Genomic DNA, 22,431 nt, shown 5'->3' with positions numbered 1-22,431 from the left:
CCAGCCTCCATTGCGGCGAGGGTGACGCCCCGGTGGCCTGATTCCGTCGGTGCCGCGGGGCGGTTCCGCTCCCCGCTCCGGGCGATCGGGAGGGCCTAGCGGCCGGACGGGCTACACGGCCAGCGGCTCCTCCTCGCCGGTGAACGTGCGCCACAGCTCCGCATAGCGGCCGTCGCGGGCGAGCAGCTGGGCGTGGGTGCCGTCCTCGATGATCCGGCCGTGGTCCAGCACCACCACCCGGTCGGCGCGGGCGGCGGTGGTCAACCGGTGGGCGACGATCAAGGTGGTGCGGCGGCCGGCGAGGCGGTCGGTGGCCTGGTTGACGACGGCTTCGGTGGCCAGGTCCAGGGCGGCGGTCGCCTCGTCGAGCAACAGCACGTCGGGGTCGACGAGTTCGGCGCGGGCCAGGGCGAGCAGCTGGCGCTGGCCGGCGGAGAGGTTGCGGCCCCGCTCGGCGACCTCGTGGAGGTAGCCGCCGTCCAGGGTGGCGATCATGGCGTGGGCCCCGACGGCCCGCGCGGCGGCCTCCACCTCGGCGTCGGTGGCGTCCGGACGGCCGTAGGCGATGGCGTCGCGGACCGTGCCGGCGAAGAGGTAGGACTCCTGGGGGACGATGCCGAGCCGGCGGCGGTAGCCGGTCAGGTCCAGCTCGCGCAGGTCGGTACCGTCGACGCGGACGGCGCCCGAGGTCGGGTCGTAGAAGCGGGCGACCAGCTTGACGAGGGTGGACTTGCCGGCACCGGTCTCCCCGACGAAGGCCACCGTCTGGCCCGCGGGGATGGTGAGGTCGATACCGGACAGCGCCTGCTCGTCGTGCCGGCCGTAGTGGAAGTGCACGGCGTCGAAGGCGATGTCGCCGCGCAGCGAGGGAACCGGGCGGGGCTGCTCGGCGGCCGGGGTGGAGGTCCGCTCGCCGAGCAGCTCGCCTATTCGGCGCAGGGAGACGGACGCCTGCTGGTAGCCGTCGAAGACCTGGGAGAGCTGTTGCACGGGCGCGAAGAACAGGTCGATGTAGAGCAGATACGCGACCAGGGCGCCGGCGGTGAGGGTGTGCGCGCCCACCCGGTCGGCGCCGACGATCAGCACCAGGGCCGCCGCCACGGACGACAGCAGCTGGACGAAGGGGAAGTAGACGGATATCAGGAACTGGCCGCGCACCCGGGCCCGGCGGTAGGCGTCGCTCCGGGTGGCGTACCGCTCGGAGCCGTGGCCCTCGCGGCGGAACGCCTGGACGATGCGGAGTCCGGCGACGCTCTCCTGGAGGTCGCCGTTGACGACGCTGATCCGCTCGCGGGCGAGTTCGTACGCCTTCACGCTCTGCTTGCGGAAGAAGTACGTGCCGGCGATCAGCGGCGGGAGGGTGGCGAAGACGACCAGGGCGAGCTGGACGTCGATGGCGAGCAGGGCGACGAGGATGCCGAAGAAGGTCAGCACCGAGACGACGGCGGTGACCAGTCCGGTCTGGAGGAAGGTGGACAGCGCGTCCACGTCCGTGGTCATCCGGGTCATGATCTTGCCGGTCAGTTCGCGCTCGTAGTAGTCCAGGCCGAGGCGCTGGAGGTGGGCGAAGATCTTGACGCGGAGGGAGTACAGGACCCGCTCGCCGGTGCGGCCGGTCATGCGGTTGGAGCCGATCTGGGCGGCCCATTGGGCGAGTACGACGAAGAGGGCGAGGCTCGCGGCGGTCCAGACGCCGGCCAGTACGCCGCGGCGTACGCCCTCGTCGATGCCCTGCCGGATGAGGACCGGCACCAGCAGGGAGGCGATGGCGTCCACCGCGACCAGGGCGAGGGCGACGGCGAGCGGGCCGCCGAAGCCGCGCAGCAGCCGGCGCAGGCCGTAGGAGGTCTCGGGGCGGACGGCGGCGGCCTCGTCGATGTCCGGGGTGTCGGTGGCCGGGGGCAGCGCGGCGACCCGGTCGAGCAGTTCGGGGGTCGCAGGCATACCGGCCAGCGCGGCGGCCATGCCGGGGCCGGCGGCGCCGGACGACCGGGGTGCCGGGCCGGCCGCGCCCGCCTCGGCCTCCTGCTCGCGGCGGACCCACAGTTCGGGGGTGATCCCGCCGACCGCCGCGGCCTCGGCCTCGCGGTCGGCGGCGCGGTCGGCTGTGTCGCCGGGGGCGCCGTCGACCAGGCCGCCGGGCCGTACGCGGCCGTCGACCGGCCGGTCGAGCACGCCGCCGGTCCCGGCCGCGGCGAACTCGCCGTCGGCGTTCCCCGAGTTCTCCACTCGGTTCGAGCAGGGCAGACCCCATTCGGCCACCGCGCCCGCCGGGTCGTGCTCGATGCCGCCCAGCTCCTCCGGGTCGGTCAGCAGCCTGCGGTACAGGGCGCAGCGCTCCGCCAGTTCCTCCTGGGTGCCGATGTCCACCAGCCGCCCATCGTCGAGGACGGCAACCCGGTCGGCTAGTGCCAGGGTGGAGGCGCGGTGGGCGATCAGCAGTGTCGTACGGCCCGCCATCACGCCGCGCAGCGCCTCGTGGATCTCGTGCTCGACCCGGGCGTCGACGGCGGAGGTGGCGTCGTCCAGGACCAGCAGGCGGGGGTCGGTGAGGATGGCGCGGGCCAGTGCGACCCGCTGGCGCTGGCCGCCGGACAGGGTCAGGCCCTGTTCGCCGACCTTGGTGTCGTAGCCCTCGGGGAGCTCGGATATGAAGCCGTCGGCCTGGGCGGCGCGGGCGGCGGCCCGGATCTGCTCGTCGGTGGCCTCGGGGTGGCCGTAGGCGATGTTGTCGCGGATCGCGTCGGAGAACAGGAAGCTGCTCTCGGGGACGAGGCCGATGGCGGCGCGCAGCGACTCCAGGGTCAGCTCGCGGACGTCGTGGCCGCCGACCAGGACGCGGCCCGCGGAGACGTCGTAGAAGCGGGGCAGCAGCAGCGAGACGGTCGACTTTCCACTGCCGGAGGTGCCGACGACGGCGACGGTCTCACCGGCTTCGATGCGGAGCGAGAAGTCCTCCAGGACGGGGCGGAGGGCGGGGGCGCCGTCCTCCTCGGGGGAGGCGCCGTGCGGTGCGTAGCCGAACGTCACCTTGTCGAAGACCACGGTCGCCGGGGCGTCGGCGGGCAGTTCGTGGGCGTCGGCGCGCTCCTCGATGGTCGGTTCGGTGTCGATGAGCTCGTAGACCCGCTCCACGCCGGCACGCGCCTGCTGGCCGACGGTCAGCATCATCGCCAGCATCCGGACCGGGCCGACCAGTTGGGCGAGATACGTGGAGAACGCGACGAAGGTGCCGAGGGTGATGTGGCCCTGGGTGGCCATCCAGCCGCCCAGCGCCAGCATCGCGACCTGGCCCAGGGCCGGGACGGCCTGCAGGGCGGGGGTGTACCGGGCGTTGAGGCGGACCGTGCGCAGCCGGCCGGCGAACAGCCGGTGGCCGACCTCGCGCAGCTTGCCGGTCTCCTGCTCCTCCTGCCCGAACCCCTTGACGACCCGGACGCCGGAGACCGCGCCGTCGACGACGGACGCCACCGCGGCGGCCTGGCCCTGGGCGTACCAGGTGGCGGGGAAGAGCCGGGCGCGGCTGCGCCGGGCGATGAACCAGAGGGCCGGGGCGACGGCCAGCGCGACGACGGTCAGCAGCGGTGACAGCACCGCCATCACGGCCAGTGAGATCGCGAACAGCAGGACGTTCCCGATCATCATCGGGAGCATGAACAGCAGGCCCTGGATCAGCTGGAGGTCGCTGGTGGCGCGGCCCACGACCTGGCCGGTGCTCAGCTCGTCCTGCCGGCGGCCGTCGAGCCGGGCTATCGCGTCGTACATCCGGGTGCGCAGGTCGTGCTGGACGTCCAGGGCGAGCCGGCCGCCGTAGAAGCGCCGGAGGTAGGTGAGGGCGTACACGACGACGGCGGCGGCGATCAGGAGGGTGGCCCAGGGGCCGAGGGTCCGCTCGTGCCGGACGATCACGTCGTCGATGATCAGCTTCGGGATGAGCGGGACCAGCGCCATCACGGCCATCCCGGCCAGCGAGGCGCCGAGCGCCAGCAGGACGTCCTTGCGGTACCGCCAGCAGTCACGCGTCAACCGCCGCGTCCAGCCCCCTCGTGCCGTGCCCGTCCCCGCCACCCGATGCCTCCCATGCGTCGTCCACCGCATGGCACCAACACCGCGGGCGGCGGATTTCATCCCGCCGTAACAAAGCATTTCGCCGGGCAGGGCATCCCGCCCGGACACGGCCCGGGGCCACCGCGGCGATCCGCGGTGGCCCCGGGCTTCCCCTTCCCGGCTACGGCGTCACCGCACCCGCTGCACCGTCAGCTCCGTGATCCCCGGGCGCGGCTTCGGCTTGCCGCCGGGCGCGGTGCCCGGCTCGCCGTGCACCACGACCCGGACGTACCGGGCCTGGCTGCGGCCCGCGTCTCCGGTCCCGGTCCAGTGCCTGCCGTCCCGGGAGATCTGGACGGCGTACGACCTGGGCCGGGTGGCGGTCCAGTGCGGGGTGATCCGCCCGACGGCCGTGGTGCGGCCGAGGTCGACCGTGAGGGTGCCGTCGGCGGTGTCCGGGACCCAGGCGGTGGTGGCGTTGCCGTCCACCGCGTTGCCCGCGTACATGCCCGGCTCCTCGGAGGTCGCGGTGGCGGTGGCGCACCGGGCGGCGTTCGAGGTCGGGGCCAGATCGGGGCGGCGGGTCTTGAGGACCGCCGGGACACCGCGGCCGACCACCTTGTCGCCCTCGGGCGTCTCGATCCGCATCGGCGCCCCTGAGGTCAGCCGGACCGTCGTCTGGTGCGCGCCGATCGCCAGGTCGTACGTCCTGCCCTGCCAGCGCAGCCCGCGCAGGGTGACGCCGGCGGACAGCTGCGGCGGCAGCATCGGGTCCAGGTGCACCCGGTCCTCGCGCAGCCGCAGGCCGGTCAGCCCGTTGGTGAAGGTCTGCAGGAAGCCGCCCTTGCCGGTGAGGAAGTCCTGGGCGGGCTTGCCGGCGTGCGGGTCCTCGGCGCCGGCCTTCTCGCCGCGGGCCTCGGAGAACTCCGCGAACGGCCCGCGGACGAACGGCTTGATGGCGCGCAGCAGATAGCTGTACGTGGCGCAGCCGGGCTCGCCGATGGCGGCGGCGTCGATGGCGTGCACCGAGTCCGTCATGGCCGGGCCGTCGGGGTCGGTGCGGGCGGCGTAGTAGTCGAGGGTGGAGGCTGCCTGCTGCCGGCTCATGGGCCATGCCAGGGGGTACATCAGCAGCACCGTGTCGGCCTGCTTGATGGTCGTCCCCTTGTACCCGGCGTACTGCTCGTAGACCTTCTTGGTGCCGTCGTAGGGGATCCGGAGCTTGTCGGCGACGGTCGTCCAGGAGGCCGGGGCCCGTTCGCCCAGGAGGGTGGCGGTGCGGGCGGCGTTCCGCAGGGCGGTGGCGGCGCCGGCGTTGGTGAAGACCGCGTCGTCGACGCCGTTGCTGTACTCGTCAGGGCCGGCGACGTTCTTGACCGAGTAGCTGCCGTCGGCGTTGCGGGTGGCCCGGGAGGCCCAGAACTCGGCGATGCCCTTGAGGACCGGCCAGCCGCGGGAGCGCAGCCAGGCGGTGTCCTTGGTGGCGAGGTAGTACTGCCAGGTGGCGAGGGAGATGTCGCCCATGAGGTGGTTCTGGGTCTTGCAGTGCGGCGGGTCCCAGCTGTGGCACTCGGTCCACAGGTCGCCCTTGCCGCCGCTGGTCCAGGAGTAGAACAGGCCCTGGTAGCCGAGCCGACGGGCGTTGGCGCGGGCGGCGTCCCGGGTGCGGTAGCGGTAGTCGACGATGGACCGGGCGAGATCCGGGTGGGCGGCGAGGAGGCCCGGGTACATCCAGGTCTCGGCGTCCCAGAAGATCTCGCCGGCGTAGTTGTCGCTGGTCAGGCCGGTGGGGGCGATGCTGTTGGCGCTGCCGGCGCGGGTGGCGGCCAGCAGTCCGTACTCCGCCGAGCGGACCCAGGACTGGAGCTGGGGCTGCCCGGCCACCTCGATGTCGCTGCGCCACAGCTGCTGCCAGGCGGCGCTGTGCCGGGTGAACAGGGCGCGCCAGCCGGCGTCCGCGGCGCGGCGCGAGGCGGCCTCGGCGGCGGCGCGCGGGGCGCGGGAGGTGAGCGCGGTGTCCACCCCGACGTACTTGGTCAGCTCGTAGGAGCGGTCGCTGCGGACCGGGAAGGTCAGCTGCCGGCTGCTGCTCAGCTTCGCGGAGGAGGAGGACGCGGCCGATGCGGCGGTTCCGGCCGATGCGGCGGAACCGTTCCGCGGCCGGTCGGTGCGCTGCTCCGGCCGTCCGGCGCGGACGCCGGGGCCGGCGCGCAGCGTGGAGGCCACCGCGCCCTCGGTGCCGGTGCCGTCCGTACGGAAGCCGACGGTCATGGTGCCGTCGGGGCCGGTGCCCGGCGTGCCCGAGGGCTGCATCCGGCGGGCGCCACGGCCGTCGAGGGTGTCGGTGACGGTCGCCCGGCCGCTCCAGTGGGGCGTCATCCGCAGCCGTACCGCGCCGGTGTGCGCGTCGGCCCGGTCGGCGAGGACGTCGTAGACCAGGTCGGTGGCCCGGCCGTCGGCGGCGGTCCAGGTCAGCGACGTCCGTACGAATCCGCAGCGCAGCGACAGCGTCTGGCGGTAGTGGGAGATGCGCCCCGGTTGTGTGGCGGAGGAGAAGGTCTCGCCGTGCGCGCCCCCGGTGGTGACGTCGAGCGTCGTCCAGGTGGGAAGCGCGGCGATGGCCTGGCGGCCCTGGAGGTCCTGGGGGCCCTTGGCGTAGAGCCCGGAGACGAAGGACCCGTCGTATTCGGGGGTCTTGAGGGGCCAGCCGGTGGTGCCGCCGGGGGCGGCGTATCCGGTGCCGTTGGGCGGGACGCGCTGCCCCAGGTAGCCGTTGCCCACGTAGGCGTGGTGGCTGTCCTGGGGGTCAATGGCGGTGGCGGTGTCGGCCCAGCCGTCGCCCGTGCAGGACGGCCGGCGGTCCCCGGCCGCCTCCGCCGCCGTGGCCGCGGAGGCGGCGGGCGCCACGGCGGCGACCAGCGTGCCCGCGAGCAGCGCGGCGAGTGTCCCCCGGGAGCGGCGGACGGCCCGGCCGTCCGTGCGGCCCCTGCCGTCCGTGCGGTTCGTGTTGCCCGCGCGGTTCGTGTTGCACGTGCTGTCCGTGCGGTTCGTGCTGTCCGTGCGGTGAGCGCTCCCCCCGCGGCCTATCTCCCCCTCCTGGCCGGTGCGGTCCTCGTTACCCGCGTGGCCCATGTGGCTTGTGTGACCGTTCCGGCCGCACTGATCCCCGTGGTCTGTGTGTTCCATGCTTCTCCGTCGTCGCCGTAACGCGCGGTACCGCGCATGACGGCACAAACTCAGCGTCGACCCCCGCCAACAACTGCGCACCCTATGGCGCCGGACCTCCCGAGGTCACCCGTTCCACACCGACCGTTTTCAGCCACCCTGGCTCTGTAAGCCCCCCGATTGGTCAATACGGCCACACATGCGGCACACTTTTAGACTGACCAGTCAGACCAAAGAGGAGGGGTTGTGGACACCACCCGTCAGGGGGCGGCCGTCAACGCCAGGGGAATCGGAGTGAAGGGCCCACGGGGATGGGCCTTCAGAGGTGTCGACATCACCGCGGAACCGGGCGCGCTGATCGCCGTCCAGGGCCCGTCCGGCTCCGGGCGCACCTGCCTGCTGCTCGCGCTCACCGGCCGGATGCGGATCACCGAAGGCCATGCCACGGTCGCCGGGCTCCCGCTGCCCAAGCGGATGGGTACGGTCCGCGGCCGTACCGCCATCGCGCACGTACCGGGCGTCGCCGACCTCGAACCGGCCCTCACGGTCGCCGAACACCTCCACGAACAGGGCCTGTTGGGCCACCGCCTCCAGGGCTCCCCGGCCGGCGCGCTCCCCTGGGGCCGCCGCCACAAGGAAGCCACCCGGGCCCGGATCGACACCGCGCTGGCGGCTGCCCGGCTCGACCCCGACACGCTGCCCAAGGGGCTGCGGACCTGCGTACGCGACCTCGAACGGCTCGAAGCGCTGCGGCTGTCCATCGCGCTGGCGGTCATGCACCGGCCGCGGCTGCTGGCCGTCGACGACGTCGACCTCAAGCTGTCCCCCGAGGAGCGCGCCCTGGCCTGGCAGTTGCTCCGGGACCTCGCGCTGGAGGGCACCACCGTGGTGGCCGCCGGCAGCGACGCCCCCGCGGACGCGCTGATCGTCCCCACCGCCCCGGCCACCATCACACCCGACACCCACGAGGAGGAAGCGGCGCATGCGTTCGCCGAGACTGGCCGCGCTTGAGCTCCGGCGGTTCGGCAGGGGGAAGCTCCCCCGGCTGGGCCTGGTCGCCCTGATGCTCATCCCGCTGCTGTACGGAGCCCTCTACCTCTGCTCCTTCTGGGACCCCTACAGCCGCCTGGACAAGATCCCGGTGGCGCTGGTCAACGAGGACCAGGGCGCCACCGCCGACGGCAGGAAGCTGACCGCCGGCGCCGATCTCGCCAGGAACGTCAAGGACAGCAAGACCTTCGACTGGAAGGAGGTCAGCGCCAAGGACGCCGCCAAGGGCCTGGAGGAGGGCAAGTACTACCTCTCGCTGACCGTCCCGCAGGACTTCAGCCGGCGGATCGCCTCCAGTGCCGGTGACGACCCGCAGACCGGCGCGCTGCAGGTCCACACCAACGACGCCAACAACTACATCGTCGGCTCGATCTCCAAGACGGTGTTCTCGGAGATCCGCGCCAAGACCTCGGCGAAGTCCTCCCGGGCCTTCCTCGACAAGATCTTCGTGTCGTTCTCGGACCTGCACGACCAGACCGCCAAGGCCGCCGAAGGCGCCGGCCAGGTCGACGACGGCCTCGGCACCGCCAAGGAGAAGACCGGCGAACTGGCCGACGGCCTCGGCAAGTTGAACAAGGGCGCGGGGGATCTGAGCAAGGGGGCCGGGGACCTGAGCCAGGGCGCCGGCAAGCTCGACAAGGGAGCGGGCGACCTCAGCAACGGCGCGGCGCAGGCCGCCGCCAAGGCCCAGCAGCTCAGCCAGGGCGCCGGCCAGGTCGCGGACGGCACCCAGCAGCTCGCCGAGAAGGTGCAGGGCATCGCCCAGAAGGACCTTCCCTTCCTGCGCGAGCACGGCAAGGAGATCGGCGAGAAGGCACAGATCGTCGCCGACCTCAGCCAGAAGCTCGACGACGACCTGAGCAAGCTCCCGGGCAACTCCGCGAAGGCCGCCCAGCAAGCCCGCAAGAACGCCGACAACGCCGCGGACCTGTACCGGCAGCGCTGCGGCGGGCTCGTCTCCACCGACCTCGACTGCGCCAAGCTGAAGGGGATCGCGGACGGTACCGCCATCGCCGCCGACGCGGCGGAGAAGGTCAACGACACCATCGCGCACACGGACTTCGGTCAGTGGCACACCAAGCTGCGCGAGCTGCACCAGGGCGCCGTGATGGTCGCCCAGCAGGCGCCGGGCATCGCTGACCGGGCGGACACCGCCATCAGCCAGATCAACGCGCTCAACGCCGGTGCCCACCAGGTCTCCCAGGGCGCCGGGAAGTTCGCTGCCGGTCTCGGCACCATCTCCAACGGTGCCGGAGACCTCGCCAACGGCGCCGGCCAGCTCCACAACGGTGCCGGCAGGCTCGCCGACGGCGCCGGCCAACTCCACAACGGCCTCGGTACCGCCCACGACGGTGCCGAGAAGATCAGCGGCGGTCTCTACAAGCTCAAGGACGGCGCCAACCAGCTGGCCACCGGTCTGCACAACGGCGTCGCCAAGATCCCCGACTACGACAAGAAGGACCGCGACACCCGCACCGGCGTGATGTCCGACCCGGTGGCCCTCGCCGCCAAGTCGATGCACAAGGCGCCCAACTACGGCACCGGACTGGCTCCGTACTTCATCCCGCTCTCCCTCTGGGTCGGCGCGATGGTCGCGTACATGCTGCTCCAGCCGCTGGGCAAGCGGGCGCTGGCCGCGGGTGCGCCGGGCTGGCGGATCGCGCTCGGCTCGTGGCTGCCGGCCTTCGCCATCGGCGTCGTCCAGGTGCTGGCCCTGATGGCCGTACTGCACTGGGCCCTCGGCCTGGAGATGGCCCGCGCGGGCGCCACCATCGGGTTCCTGCTGCTGGCCACCGCCTGCTTCACCGCCGTCATCCAGCTGCTGAGCGCCTTCTTCGGGCCGGCCGGCCGGGTGCTGACGCTGGTCGTGCTGATGCTCCAGCTGACCTCGGCGGGCGGCACCTACCCGGTGCAGACCAGCCCCGGCTTCTTCTCGGCCATCCACCCCTTCCTGCCGATGAGTTACGTCGTCGACGGCCTGCGCCGGCTGATCACCGGCGGCGACCTGGCCATCGTCTGGCAGGGCAGTGTGGTGCTCGCCGCGTTCACGCTGGGCGCGCTGGCCCTCACCTCCCTCGCGGCCCGCAGCCGGCAGGTCGTACGGATGAAGGACCTGCACCCGGAGCTCAGCCTGTGAGCAGCCGCTCCGGCAACGGGGGCGGCGCCGTCGCCGGCGCCGCCCCCCGCCGTGCCTCGACCCGGCGCCGGCTCTTCGAGGCCGCCGTCACACTCATCGCCGAACAGGGCTTCTCCGCCACCACGGTGGACGAGATCGCCGAACGGGCCGGTGTCGCCAAGGGCACCGTCTACTACAACTTCGCCAGCAAGAGCGTCCTCTACGAGGAACTCCTCCGGGACGGCATCGACCTCCTGGCGGCCTCCCTGCGGACCGCCGCCGACGAGGTCACCTCCCGGGGCGGCACCCGGATCGACGCCCTGGACGCGATGATCCGCGCCGGCCTCGACTTCATCGCCGGCGCCCCCGCCCTCACCCAGCTCTACGTCGCCGAACTCTGGCGTACCAACCGCACCTGGCGCGCGACCCTGACCTCCGTACGGGGCCGCGCCCTGACCGTCGTCGAATCGGTCCTTCGGGACGCCGTACAAGCGGGCGAGCTGAGTGACGAACTCGACGTCCCGCTGACCGCCTCCGCGCTGCTCGGCATGGTGCTGGTCGCGGCCCTGGACTGGCAGTCGTTCCAGCCGGAGCGCTCGGTGGAGGAGGTCCACGCGGCACTCTCCCACCTCGTGCAGGGGAGGCTTGGGACGGCCGCCCAGGGGCCCGCCCCCGGCAGCCCGTAGCCCGTAGCCCGTCCCCCGGCGGCAGCCGGGGTCCGCCGCCTCCACCTCGCACCCCCGGCCCGCCCGTGCAACCCGCCCCGCCCTCGCGCCCGGTGTGCCGTCAATCCAGATGCGTTGCGGCGAACATCCGCGCCGGGCCGGGAGGACGACGACCAAGGGTCCGGGGGCGGCCAGGGACACCGCCAGGTCCGCGGTGAGGCGCTCCGGAGCCGCCGTAGGGGCCGCGGGGACGCCGAACGACTCGGCCGAGCGCGACGAAGTCCGGGCGGGTCGGCTCGGTGGCGGCGGCCGTGGCCTCCGGCAGCACGCCCAGACCCAGGCCCTGCCCGCCCCGCTCACCGGCTCGCCGCCCCCTCCCCACCACGCCGAACAAATGGCCCTGCCTGCACGGCAGTTGGGATCGCACGCCGACCTCCCTGGGCACTCACCGCAACACCGTCCGCCGGCGCCTCACCCGCATCGCGGCCCTCCTGGACGCCGACCTGGACGCCCCGGACATCGGCATGGAACTGTGGTTCACCCTCCGGTCGCCGGACCGCGACCCACCACCGGCGTGAGCGTCGCGCCTCGATACGAACGCCACCCCCGCCCCGGGAGGCACCCACCAGGATCGCCCCCGCACCGCACCCACGCTCACACTCACGTCCACACCCGCCGCGGCATCGGCCACAGCCACGGCAGGCGGAACGTCCGCAGTGCGCGACACATCCACCACAAGCACCGCATCCGGCGCAAACAACACGCCCTGGGCCGAAGGCCCGTGAAGCCCCGGCGCCAACCGCGGCAGCGAACCACCCACGCCCCCGCAACGTCAGTTAGGTTGACCCCGGATCCACAAAAACCGGACGTCAGGTTTTGTCGAGGATCGGGCCGGCTCCGCCGCACCCCGGTCCCGGTACGGTCTTGACTCCGGTTTGACCACACGTCATGACGGACGTCGTGACAGCCGACAGAACCGCGTAACAGGACCGAGTAAAAGGGGAGGGACCTCCATGACGGACTCCGCATCCGGCGGCCCCGGCGGCGCCACGGGCGACTCCACCGGGGCAAGCCCCCAGGGGAACACCGGAGGCCCCGGCACGAGCCCGCAGGAAACCGCGGGGGGCACCACCGCGGGCAACCCGGCCGGCGGTCCGCCGGGAGAAGCAGCGGGCAACCCGGCAGCCGGCAGTCCGGCAGCCGGCGAACCGGCAGCGGGCAACCCGCCGGAGGCCGCACCCGCTCAGCCGCCGCTGCCACCGCCCTACCCGCCCGGCGCCGTCCCGGGCCAGCAGCCCGCCGGCGGCCCCGTACAGCAGGTGATCCCGACCTCGGCCGAACACGCCCGGGACATCGGCCGCGCCTACTTCCCGCCGGTCGGCTCCCCGGACGGCCCGGTCTCGATCCTCGTCCACGAATTCGACGAGGGCTACCTCGTCCAGGCCGGCTGGCCGGCTCCCGAGGATCCGACCGCCCTGCCGTCCAGTCCGGGCGGCGCCAACATCGTCATCGCCAAGAGCGACGGCGAGGTGACCCACGTACCGAACTTCCCGCCGGAACCGGCCATCGCGCTCTACCGCCGAACCCGCCGCCCGGCGACGCCGTAACCGATCGGACGGTCCGAACAGGTCGGACAGGTAAGACAGGCCGAACAGGTCGGACTGATCGAACGCATCGGGACACGTCGGATGGATCTGGCGTATCGGGCTGAACGGAGGTGTCAGTGGTGAGGCGTCCGTGGCAGGTGGTTCGGACGATGTTCCGGACGGTGGCCCGGCGCGTATCGGTGACAGCCCTGTGACAGCAGGCGTCTTGATGAGTTGTCGGTACCCGCGACTAAACTTTGTTGAACGCTGTGCAGTATGTGACGAGGACGAGCGAGCCCGGAACGGGGGGACAACATGGCCGGAGACGGACTGCAAGCCGACATACCGTCACTGAAGTCCGGGGGGAGCGCCTTCACCAACATCGGGGAGCGCTACCAGTCCGCGGTCGACAAGCTGAAGAACGGGCTGACCGACCTGGAGGGCAACGGCACCCCGCCGTGGGGCGACGACAACATCGGCCAGAAGTTCGGTGTCGTCTACGAGGGCCTGCGTGACGGTATGTACGAGTCGATGGGTCATCTCGCCGCCAAGCTCCAGGAAATCGGCGGCGCGCTGACCACGATGGCCGACAACCACGAGAGCAACGAGGACTTCAACCACTCCTTGATGCAGCAGCACGTCGCCAACCAAGAGGCCGAGAGCCAGATGGTCAGGACGCTCAAGGAGCCCAACGCCTCGGCCTGATCGCCACCCGGCAGGCGCCTGCCCGCCCGCCGCCTCACGTACCTGAAGGGGCCGCCCTCCCGGCCCCTGCCGCCGGAGTCCGCACCCGCGACTCCCCGCGTTCTCCGCCTTCGTCCCGCTTCTCCATCGTCGCTTCGCTGTCCTACGGGGGATTACCGCTATGTCACTCATGCTGCCGGGTTGGCTGGAGTGGGTCCTTCAGATGCTCGGCTACGACTGGCCGACGGGCGACGAGGACAAGATGAACGAGTCCGCCAGCCACTGGCGGGAGTTCGCGAACGCCATCGAGCAGTTGCAGTCCGAGGGCGTCACGGCCGCCGGCAACGTGCTGTCGGCGAACAGCGGCGACAGCATCGACGGCTTCCAGAAGAACTGGGAGAAGTTCTCCGCCAACGGCAACAACGGCTACATGAACGACGCCCGTGAGGCCGCCGAGGTCATCGCCTTCGCGATGGATGCGGGATCCGTGGTGATCGTCGGCATGAAAGTCGCGGTGATCGCCCAGTTGGCGATCCTCGCGGCAGAGATCATCGCGGCCCAGGCGGCGGCCCCGTTCACACTCGGGCTGTCCGAGATAGGGGCGGCGGGCGCCACACAAGTCACCCGCCTCATCGTGCGCCGCATCCTCAAGGAGGCGGCCGAGTCGCTCGTCGACGCGATCGTGAACACCGCCAAGCAGCCCGCCATGGACGCGCTGCAGAAGATGATCTCCGACGCCATCGCCCAGGGCGTCAACATGGAGTTCGGGGCCCAGAACGGCTTCGACGTCAACCGCAGCCTCAAGACCGGCGCCAAGGCGGCCGAGGACTCGGTCAAGAACACCGGCCAGAACCTCGCCACGAACTTCCGCGACTCCCTGGGCGGCAAAGCGGGCCACCACGCCAAGGGCGGCCTGGACCACGCGGCCGGCCACGGCGGTGAACACGGCGGCGAGCACGGAAGCGACCACGGAAGCGAAGGCGGCGGCTCCGGCGAGCACGGTGGCTCGGGGAGCGGGTCCGGCGAGCACGGTGAGCACGGCGGGTCCGGAAGCGGTTCGGGCAGTGGATCCGGCGAACACAGCGGTTCGGGTTCCGGATCTGGATCTGGTTCCGGCTCCGGGGAACACAGCGGGTCGGAGTCCGGCTCAGGCTCCGGTTCCGGATCGGGCAGCGGCTCCGAGGGCCACTCCGGCAGCGGCTCGGGCTCCGGTTCCGGATCGGGCGGCTCCTCGCACACCCCGCGCCCCGGCGAGAACGGCGGCGGCAGCCCGTCCACGACCCCCGAGCACACCAACTCGGGCTCCGACACCGGCCACCCCACCCCCACCGCCCAGCCCCTCCCGCCCCCGGAGCACCGCTCCCCCTTCGACGAGGGCTACCAGGGCGGCCACAACAACCCGTACGAGGGGGTCCACTCCGCGGAATCGGGGTCGTCGCCCGAATCGGGCCACGCCCCGAACTCGCCGCACCCGGACTCGGTGAGCACCCACCCCACCGCCGACACCACCCCGAACTCCCCGCACCCGGACTCGGTCAGTACGCACCCCACTCCCGAGACGGCCCACCCCGACCCGGTCAGTACGCACCCGACGCCGGAGTCGGCCCCCGCCGAGCCCGTCAGTACACACCCCACCCAGCAGCACACGCCGGACCCGATCAGCACCCAGCCGGCCCCGGAGCACACCGCTCCGCCCGCCCCGGAGCACACCGCCCCGCAGCACGCGGCCCCGCCCGCGCCGGAGCACACCGCCCCACCCTCCAACCCCACCCCCTACGAGGGCGGTTCACACGCCGACCAGGCGTCCGCCCCGCAGCAGTCGCCGTCCCACGACTCCGGCGCCGGCAACCCGCCCACCAACACCGACCACTCCAGCTACGGCAGCGGCGGGGGCGACGGTTCGGGTGGGGGCTCACGTCCCGCCACGCCGCACGTGAGCATGCCCACCCAGGGCGCCCCCGTGCAGCACTCCTCAGGCCAGTCGTTCCAGCCGCGGGACTCCTCCTCGGGCGGCCCGGTCCACCACGCCGGCGACGAGAACGACACCACCGTTCGCACCCAGTCCGCCGACACCATGACCGCGCCCCAGCCCACCCAGCACACCGCGGACGGCACCCCCAACTCCCCCACCCCGCAGCAGGGTTCGCAGCAGGGTTCCCCCCAGAGCGGCACCCCGATGACGGGCATGCCCACCGCCATGCCCACGGCCATGCCCACCCACGGCGCGCCCACCACCTCGGCCCCCAGCACGCCGACCACCAGCGCACCCTCCACCAGCGCGCCGCGTCCGACCAGCGACACCCCCTCCCAGCCCCACCGCCGCCCGGACTCGGCCTCGCCCACCCGCGACATCCCCCAGCAGCGCCCCCAGGACCGCCAGCCGTCCACGCCGCGCCCCACGACCGCGCCCAGTAACCCGGGGCCCACCCGCCGGCCCGAAACCCCCACCCCGAGCCAGTCCGCGCAGCCCACCCGGCCCCAGCCGAGCCAGCAGCCGCGCGCCCCCCAACACCCGGACCAGACCCAGCCGGTCCACCCGAACGCCACCCGCCCCGAGCAGACCCAGCCGGTCCGCCCGGAGAACAGCCGCCCGGAGCAGACGCAACCCGTACGCCCGGAGAACACGCGCCCGGAGCAGCCCCAGCCGGTCCGCCCCGAGACCGCGCGCCCCGAACAGACCCAGCCCACACGGCCGGAGAACACCCACCCCGAGCAGACCCGCCCCGTACGCCCGGAGCAGCAGGGCCCGCACAACCAGCGTCCGGAGACCAACCAGCCGCACCCGGACGCCACCCAGCCGCGCCCCGAGAACACCCGGCCGGATACTCCTCGGCCCGAGAACACCAAGCCAGACGTTCCTCGCCCCGAGAACACCCAGCCGCGCCCGGAAACGACCCACCCGGACGCCCAACACCCCAACACCCCGCGCCCGGAGAACACCCACCCCCAGAACGCCCGTCCGGAGACCCCGCACCCGGACAACGCGCGCCCGAACACCCCGCACCCGGACGCCACGCACCCGGACACGCCGCGTCCCCGCCCCGACGCACCGCGCCCCGAGAACACCCGACCGGACGTTCCCCGGCCCGAGAACACCCAGCCGCGCCCGGAAACGACCCACCCGAACGCCCAACACCCCAACACCCCGCGCCCGGAGAACACCCGCCCGGACCCGCGACGCCCCGACGCAACTCGTCCGGACACGCCGCGTCCCCGCCCGGAGGCCCAGCAACCGCACCCGCAGGAGCAGCGCCCGCACGACCCCAACCAGCAACACCCGCAACAGCACCCGCAGAACCAGCAGCACCCGCAACAGCAGCAGCCGCACCCCAACCAGAACCAGCCGCAGCCCCACCACCCGGACCCGCGCCAGCAGCAGCCGCACCGTCCGGACCCCCGTCAGCAGCCCACGCCGCAGAGCCAGCACCAGCAGCCGACGAACCAACAGCACCCCCAGAACCAACAGCAACACCCCCAGAACCAGCAGCAGCACCCGCAGCAGCAACCCCAGCACCACAACCCGAACCAGCAGCACGCCCAGAACCAGCAACAGCACCACAACCAGCAGCAGCCCCAGGACCACCACCAGCAGCCTCAGCACCAGCAGCCGCACCAGGAGCAGCAGCCCAACCACCCCCCGCGGCCGAGCCTCAACGACATCCGGGCGAGCCTCAACCACCATCCCAGCGGCCTGTATTCGCCGTTCCCGCACGACCAGCAGGCGCTGGAGCACCACTTCCCGCGCAACCCGGACGGCACCCCGCAGGTCCACGCCGACCCTTTCCAGCCCTGGGCCCGCTACCAGAACGACGGTGGTCCGACCGTCCCCGGCCGCTCCAACAACTGCGCCGACTGCACCCGCTCGTTCATCGAGTCCTGGTACGGAAACCCCCAGGTCTCCGCGGTCCGTACGTACGACAACGACGGGCACGGCGGCCTGGACCGCGCCAGCGGTGAGCGCGAGGGCACCAACAACATCCAGAAGTGGGCCGGCACCAACTTCCGGAACTCCGGTCAGAATTCGCACGACGCGTACCAGAACATCGCCCACGAGCTCCAGCAGGCCGGGCATGGTTCCGCGTCGGCCGTCCTCGTCACCTGGCCGAAGAACCCCGACGGCAGCGGCGGCGGTGCGCACGTCTTCAACGCGGTCAACCACAACGGCCGCGTCGTATGGGTGGACAGCCAGACCGGCGAGATCAGCCACCAGCCCATCCACGCCCAGGCCGAGGGCGTCTGGCACCTGACCCTCGACGGCAACCGCAACCCGTACGACCCCACGGCCCACCAGAACCAGCAGCCCAACCAGGCCCAGCACCAGGCCCAGGCCCAACACCAACAGCAGGCCCAGGCCCAAAACCCCCAGCAGAACCAGCACCAGAACCCTCAGCAGAACCAGGCGCAGCAGCCCCAGCAGCAACAACCCCAGACCCACCAGCCCCAACAGCAGCCGCAGCAGCACCAGCAGGCACCGCAGCCGCAGCAGCACCAGCCGCAGAACGGTCAGCAGCAGCCGCACAACCAGCAGCCCCAGCACGGCCAACCCCAGTACGGGCAGCCGCAGCACCAGGCCCAGCCCCAGTACGGGCAGCAGCACAACCCCTACCAGCAGGCCCCGCAGCACCAGCCCCAGAACCCGTACCAGCAGCATCAGAGCCAGCAACCTCACAACCCCTACCAACAGCACCAGGGTCAGCAACCTCACAACCCGTACCAACAGCCTCACCAGGGCCAGCCGCAGCACCCTCAGCAGCACCAGCCTGCGCCACAGCACCAGCCGCAACCCCACGTGCCGCAACAGCAACACCCCCAGCAACAGGCACCCGTACCGCACCAGCAGCAGCCGGTACAGCACCCACAGCAGCACGTCCCCAACCAGCAGCACGGCGGCGGCACCCAGCACCCTGCGGGCACGCCCGACACGCACCACACCCCCGCCGGTAAGAACGACGCCCACCACGCCGAAACGCCGCACGACACCCCGAACACGCATCGCGACGCACCGAGCACCCACAGCACTCACGACGGTGACGGCGCGCACAGCACTCACGACGGCAACAGCACCCACCACAACAACGGCGCTCACGAGGGCAACGGGGCACACCACCCCAAGGACCCCGCGCACGAGCCCGTCCCGCACCACTCCGACCCGACGCACCCGGACCACCACACCAACCCGGACCACCACACGGACTCGGAGCACCGCCCCACCCCGGAGCACACGAACTCCGAGCACCACACCACCCCGGAGCACGCCGGCCCCGAGCACCACCCGAACGCGGAGCACTCACCCGCCCACGGCAACTCCGGGCATCCGCACGAGGCTCCGGTGCCCCGCAATCCCGGTGCGCTGCCGCCGCCCGACCCGTCCGGTCCGCAGCACGCGGGGCAGAAGCACTCGCTCTCCCCGGAGCCCATGGAGATCGACGGGGAAGGGCACCAGCACAAGCAGCCCAAGCTGGACCACCACGGCGATCACGACGAGCACATGCCGGACGCCGAGCACGACCATGACCGGCGCCCGCTTCCGGACAAGGAAGACCCGCACGCGAAGCAGCTCGATCTCGAACCGGACGCGGAGCAGCAGCACCTGCGCGAGCAGTCGCCCGTCCACCGTATCGAGCTGGACCATGTCCACGACCAGATGCGTCATTGGGCGGAAGACGGGAAGCTGTCCGGCCTACTGGAGGAGTCCCACCGCCGTCTGGAGGCGGAGCGCAAGGCGCTCAAGGACGGTGAGGAGGTCCCGCCGACCGCTTTCACTCACCAGGAGTTGGAGCACCACCTCGGCGACGAGTTCCGGCGGATGAACGACGGTGAGCGGATGGCCGTCGTAGCCACGCTCGCCCGGGTCAGCAGCAACTACCACGAGAGCCAGGGCATCGGCCACAACCCCAACCACGACTCCGAGCCGTACGCCAACGCCAGCCCCCGCGCGAACGGAACCCCGGACCCGGCCACGAAGTACAACCGGTCGGTGAGCGCCACAGCACGCGAGGAGTCCAAAAGCAATTTCCCCGGCCAGTACCGTGCAGGCCAGACAACACGAGATGCGCTCTCGACCCTTCACGAACGGCTCACCGGCGGGACGAAGGCCCCGACCAACAATCAGGTCAACGCGATCGTCGATGCGGTCTCGCGACACAAGCCAGATTTCTCCGGAAAGAACTACGCCGTGGTCGAAGTGACCGACCACAAGGGCAACACCACCTACATCGTCGATTCCTCCGTTCCCGCCAACAATAAGCACCCGGTGACACCCAGGCACTCCGAGAAGCACCTGCTGGACTGGGTAGACCGCCAGAATTCACTGCGGCCTGAGGGGGAGAAATACACCGTCGCCAGCCTGTACACAGAGCGCGAGCCTTGCGGTAAGGGGGAAGGCCACGCGCACTGCTCCGAAGTCCTCAACAAAAGAATCGAGGGCAAGCCGGTCTACTACAGCACCACCTATCGCACCGACCCGGAAGGCGTTGCCGACCGGAAAGAGGCACGTGCAGAATTGAAGGAGCAGAACGCCGACCGCTACGCGAAGGCTTCGGAACTTCCCACCCAAAAAGCTCGCAAGGACGCCACCGATAAAATCAACGACGAGATCAGCGCAGAAGTGAAGAAGATGAAGACTGACCGGGAGCTGGAGATGACAGCCGAGATGGACAGGCACCTGAGTGTTGTGGGAGAACTCTGGGCGAAGTCCATGCTGCACATCGTTCCGGAGAGCACCACGTGACCGAGCAGAACCCTGATCATCCCGTCCACACCGGCGAACAGGCCGCCGCGCGTGTCCTCGACTGGTGGAACCGCGGTCGCGCTGGGGGGAGCCGGGTCCATCTTGCCGTGGAGCAGGATGGCCTGGCCGTCGAGGCCGTGCTGCGGGAGGTGCATCGTGGTGTCCCCGGCAGCGTGCTGCTCGATGCGACCGGGAAGACGGCGGAGGAACTCCTCCGCGAGCTGCTGGACGAACTGGGTGTGTTGCAGAACGTCCACTTCTCCTTTGAGTGGGGCGACGAAATCAGGAAGCTCGGTCAGGAGTACCTGGTCCTGATCAGCCATGCCGAGGCCGCCGGTCCCACCCGACGATCCGCGCAGCCGGAACTGGTACGGCAGCGGCTGGTCGGGCGCATCGGCCTCACCCGGGGTGTCTCTCCTGTCGTGGCTGTACCGACGGACCACAAGCGGCGCTCCGGAGCCCTTGTCCTCCGCCTCGCCTCGCCGCCCGAGGAAGGCCCCTCGGTCCCCGCGTCAACCGCGCTTCCCGTTCCGGTCCAGGCGCTCGCGTTCTCGGAGCCCCGGCAGGTCCCGCTCGCCGTATGGCGCGAGCTGATCACGGCGGCCACCGTCGCCGGCCTCACCGCACCCGCATCCGACGCCGGGCCACCTGCCGACGACGCCGAACTCTCCTCCCTGGCCCAGCAGTTCACCGACCACCTCCGGTACACGGACGGCCACGTCAGCTTCCTCGACGAGGGCACCGCCGACGCCATCCGACGGGCACACGGCCCGGAACTCCCCGGCGCCGTCGGACGCCACATGGTCACCTGGCTCCGGGAGCGCACGGCCGACTTCCGCCACCCCGACGGATGGGCCGCCTCCGGCAGCATCGGCCGCTACGCCGCCGAAGGCATCGCCATGCACGCAGTACAAGCCAATCTCTTCGACGAACTGCTCGCCGACGGCACGGTCGTCGCGCACCTTCCCCAGCGCTCCCTCCTCGACGCCGCGCACTGCGCCCACAACGGCTCCCTCCAGGGCAACAACGCCGCCGCCGACGCCGTACACCTCCAGATGTACGGCCTCACCCACACCGACCAGGCCACCTGGGCGGCATGGCTCCACCTCATGGCCACCGCCCGCAACGACACCGCGTTCGCCGACGCCATCGAGCACTCAGGCATCCAACTCCCCTGGCAGACCCTCTGGACCCACTGGCGCCCGCCCGGCGGCTACCACCACACCTACCTCCGCCCCGGCCCGATCGATGATCTGTACGCCGTACGGTGGCAGGGCCGCCCGGCTGTCCTCTCCTACGGCAGCCTCGGTCGCAGCGACGTCTATCTGTGGGACCTGGCCTCGGGCGAACTCCTGGCGGGTCCCTGGGAGCCGGATGAGGAGTTCCCGGCCGAAGCCCGGGACTCCCTCACATGGGGCCCGGACACTGCACCGGCCTCCGGTCCCGCTTCGCCCCGCGAACTCCGCCAACAGCTGGGCCCCTCGGAAGGCTGGGAAGGCGCCCTTGAGGGGCCGCTCTACGTCTACCTGGATGCGGACCCCGCTGTCTCCGGAGCATCCGCCGCGCCCATCGCCCTCTTCGTACTGGCGGGCACCGGCGGCCTCTTCGCCGTCCAGCCACAGCCGGGCGTGGACATCACCGCACTCCAGCAACCACGGATCGAGCTGCTCCTCGGCAGCAACACAGCCGCCGGCGCGGCCTCGCCCGCCGGTGCCCCCGGCCCCTCACCGCACGACCTCGCCGACATGTACGGCGCGGAGGCGTACGTCGCCACAGCCGCCGAAGACCTCCCCGAGGGCCTCACCGATCCCGCCGCCCGCCGCGTCCTCACCGGCACCGGCCTCCCCGAGATCGACGACCAGGGACTCGCCCTCCAACCGTCCCAGGAGGGCTACCTCCGGGAAGTCCACTGGCCGGAGGACCACCCGGAACAGCCCGACGAGACGGGCCCGTTCTTCGGGATCGGCATGTGGATGGGCGGCTACGTCGTCGTCGACGGTCCGACCGGGCGCGTCCTGCGCTGTCCCGGCGACATCGACGACCCCACCGCGGAGGGCGGGGTCCTCGTCGCCACCGGCCTGGACAACTTCCTCACCATGGCGGCCCTCTTCATCACCGGACTCCGCACCATGGCCGACGTCGACAACGACGACGAGACGCACCTCCTGCGCCAGCACGTCGAGGGCGAGCTGTGGGCCGTCGACCCGGAGGGCTCCGGCGCCGGCGCCTGGACATACCCGCTCCACAACGAGTGACCGCGGCGGCCCCGACCGACAAAACCGCCGGCCGGCCCTCCCCGGGCCCGCCAGCGGTTCGGCGCTGTCCGCGCTCGGTCCGCCGCGCGCGTCCACGATCTGCCGCGAAAACGAAAGTTCTCCGAGGAGAATC

At 71.8% G+C, this 22,431-nt stretch carries 10 protein-coding genes; 8 read left to right on the top strand and 2 right to left on the bottom strand.

Annotation, left to right across the window (positions count from 1 at the left end):
- Window positions 1–111: 111 nt before the first annotated feature.
- Together GR130_RS05580 and GR130_RS05575 are read right to left on the bottom strand one after the other, a co-directional pair.
- Window positions 112–4,098, bottom strand: a complete 3,987-nt coding sequence (locus GR130_RS05580) for an ABC transporter ATP-binding protein (RefSeq protein ID WP_159503670.1) — start codon at window positions 4,096–4,098, stop codon at window positions 112–114.
- A 138-nt stretch (window positions 4,099–4,236) separates the two neighbouring features.
- Window positions 4,237–7,179, bottom strand: coding sequence for a discoidin domain-containing protein (locus tag GR130_RS05575; protein WP_159503669.1), 2,943 nt, complete (start codon window positions 7,177–7,179; stop codon window positions 4,237–4,239).
- A gap of 279 nt (window positions 7,180–7,458) precedes the next feature.
- On the opposite strand from GR130_RS05575, the gene GR130_RS05570 reads away from it, so the two are divergent.
- From GR130_RS05570 to GR130_RS05535, 8 genes are all read left to right on the top strand, one after another.
- Window positions 7,459–8,223, top strand: a complete 765-nt coding sequence (locus tag GR130_RS05570) for an ATP-binding cassette domain-containing protein (protein WP_159503668.1) — start codon at window positions 7,459–7,461, stop codon at window positions 8,221–8,223.
- On the top strand, window positions 8,195–10,399 hold the full coding sequence (locus GR130_RS41280; protein ID WP_159503667.1) for a YhgE/Pip domain-containing protein: 2,205 nt from the start codon (window positions 8,195–8,197) through the stop codon (window positions 10,397–10,399). Before GR130_RS05570 ends, GR130_RS41280 begins: the two co-directional genes overlap by 29 nt.
- Window positions 10,396–11,064, top strand: coding sequence for a TetR/AcrR family transcriptional regulator (locus GR130_RS05560; RefSeq protein WP_159503666.1), 669 nt, complete (start codon window positions 10,396–10,398; stop codon window positions 11,062–11,064). Before GR130_RS41280 ends, GR130_RS05560 begins: the two co-directional genes overlap by 4 nt.
- Window positions 11,065–11,354: 290 nt before the next feature.
- Window positions 11,355–11,621, top strand: a complete 267-nt coding sequence (locus tag GR130_RS40265; RefSeq protein ID WP_443043579.1) for a helix-turn-helix domain-containing protein — start codon at window positions 11,355–11,357, stop codon at window positions 11,619–11,621.
- A 435-nt stretch (window positions 11,622–12,056) separates the two neighbouring features.
- A complete protein-coding gene (locus tag GR130_RS41275) occupies window positions 12,057–12,650 on the top strand; it encodes a hypothetical protein (protein WP_268977861.1) in 594 nt (197 codons plus the stop codon).
- Window positions 12,651–12,944: 294 nt separating this feature from the next.
- Entirely contained in the window at window positions 12,945–13,334 is a 390-nt protein-coding gene (locus tag GR130_RS05545; protein ID WP_159503664.1) for a hypothetical protein, read from the top strand.
- A gap of 160 nt (window positions 13,335–13,494) precedes the next feature.
- Window positions 13,495–20,043: a toxin glutamine deamidase domain-containing protein gene (locus GR130_RS05540; protein WP_159503663.1), complete on the top strand. Its 6,549-nt coding sequence runs from the start codon at window positions 13,495–13,497 to the stop codon at window positions 20,041–20,043.
- Between the two features lie 107 nt (window positions 20,044–20,150).
- Window positions 20,151–22,298, top strand: coding sequence for an SUKH-4 family immunity protein (locus GR130_RS05535; RefSeq protein ID WP_159503662.1), 2,148 nt, complete (start codon window positions 20,151–20,153; stop codon window positions 22,296–22,298).
- Window positions 22,299–22,431: the final 133 nt, after the last annotated feature.

Origin of the sequence: Streptomyces sp. GS7, assembly GCF_009834125.1 — a bacterium.
In the GTDB taxonomy this organism is placed as follows: domain Bacteria; phylum Actinomycetota; class Actinomycetes; order Streptomycetales; family Streptomycetaceae; genus Streptomyces.
Note: the sequence above shows the minus strand (reverse complement) of the source record. Positions and strands in the feature narration are given on the sequence as shown.

What these genes read in the sequence shown, in the direction of transcription:
- GR130_RS05580 (WP_159503670.1), bottom strand. Translation starts at nt 4,098, where the DNA reads ATGCGGTGGACGACGCATGGGAGGCATCGGGTGGCGGGGACGGGCACG.
- GR130_RS05575 (WP_159503669.1), bottom strand. Translation starts at nt 7,179, where the DNA reads ATGGGCCACGCGGGTAACGAGGACCGCACCGGCCAGGAGGGGGAGATA.
- GR130_RS41280 (WP_159503667.1), top strand. Translation starts at nt 8,195, where the DNA reads ATGCGTTCGCCGAGACTGGCCGCGCTTGAGCTCCGGCGGTTCGGCAGG.
- GR130_RS41275 (WP_268977861.1), top strand. Translation starts at nt 12,057, where the DNA reads ATGACGGACTCCGCATCCGGCGGCCCCGGCGGCGCCACGGGCGACTCC.
- GR130_RS05545 (WP_159503664.1), top strand. Translation starts at nt 12,945, where the DNA reads ATGGCCGGAGACGGACTGCAAGCCGACATACCGTCACTGAAGTCCGGG.
- GR130_RS05540 (WP_159503663.1), top strand. Translation starts at nt 13,495, where the DNA reads ATGTCACTCATGCTGCCGGGTTGGCTGGAGTGGGTCCTTCAGATGCTC.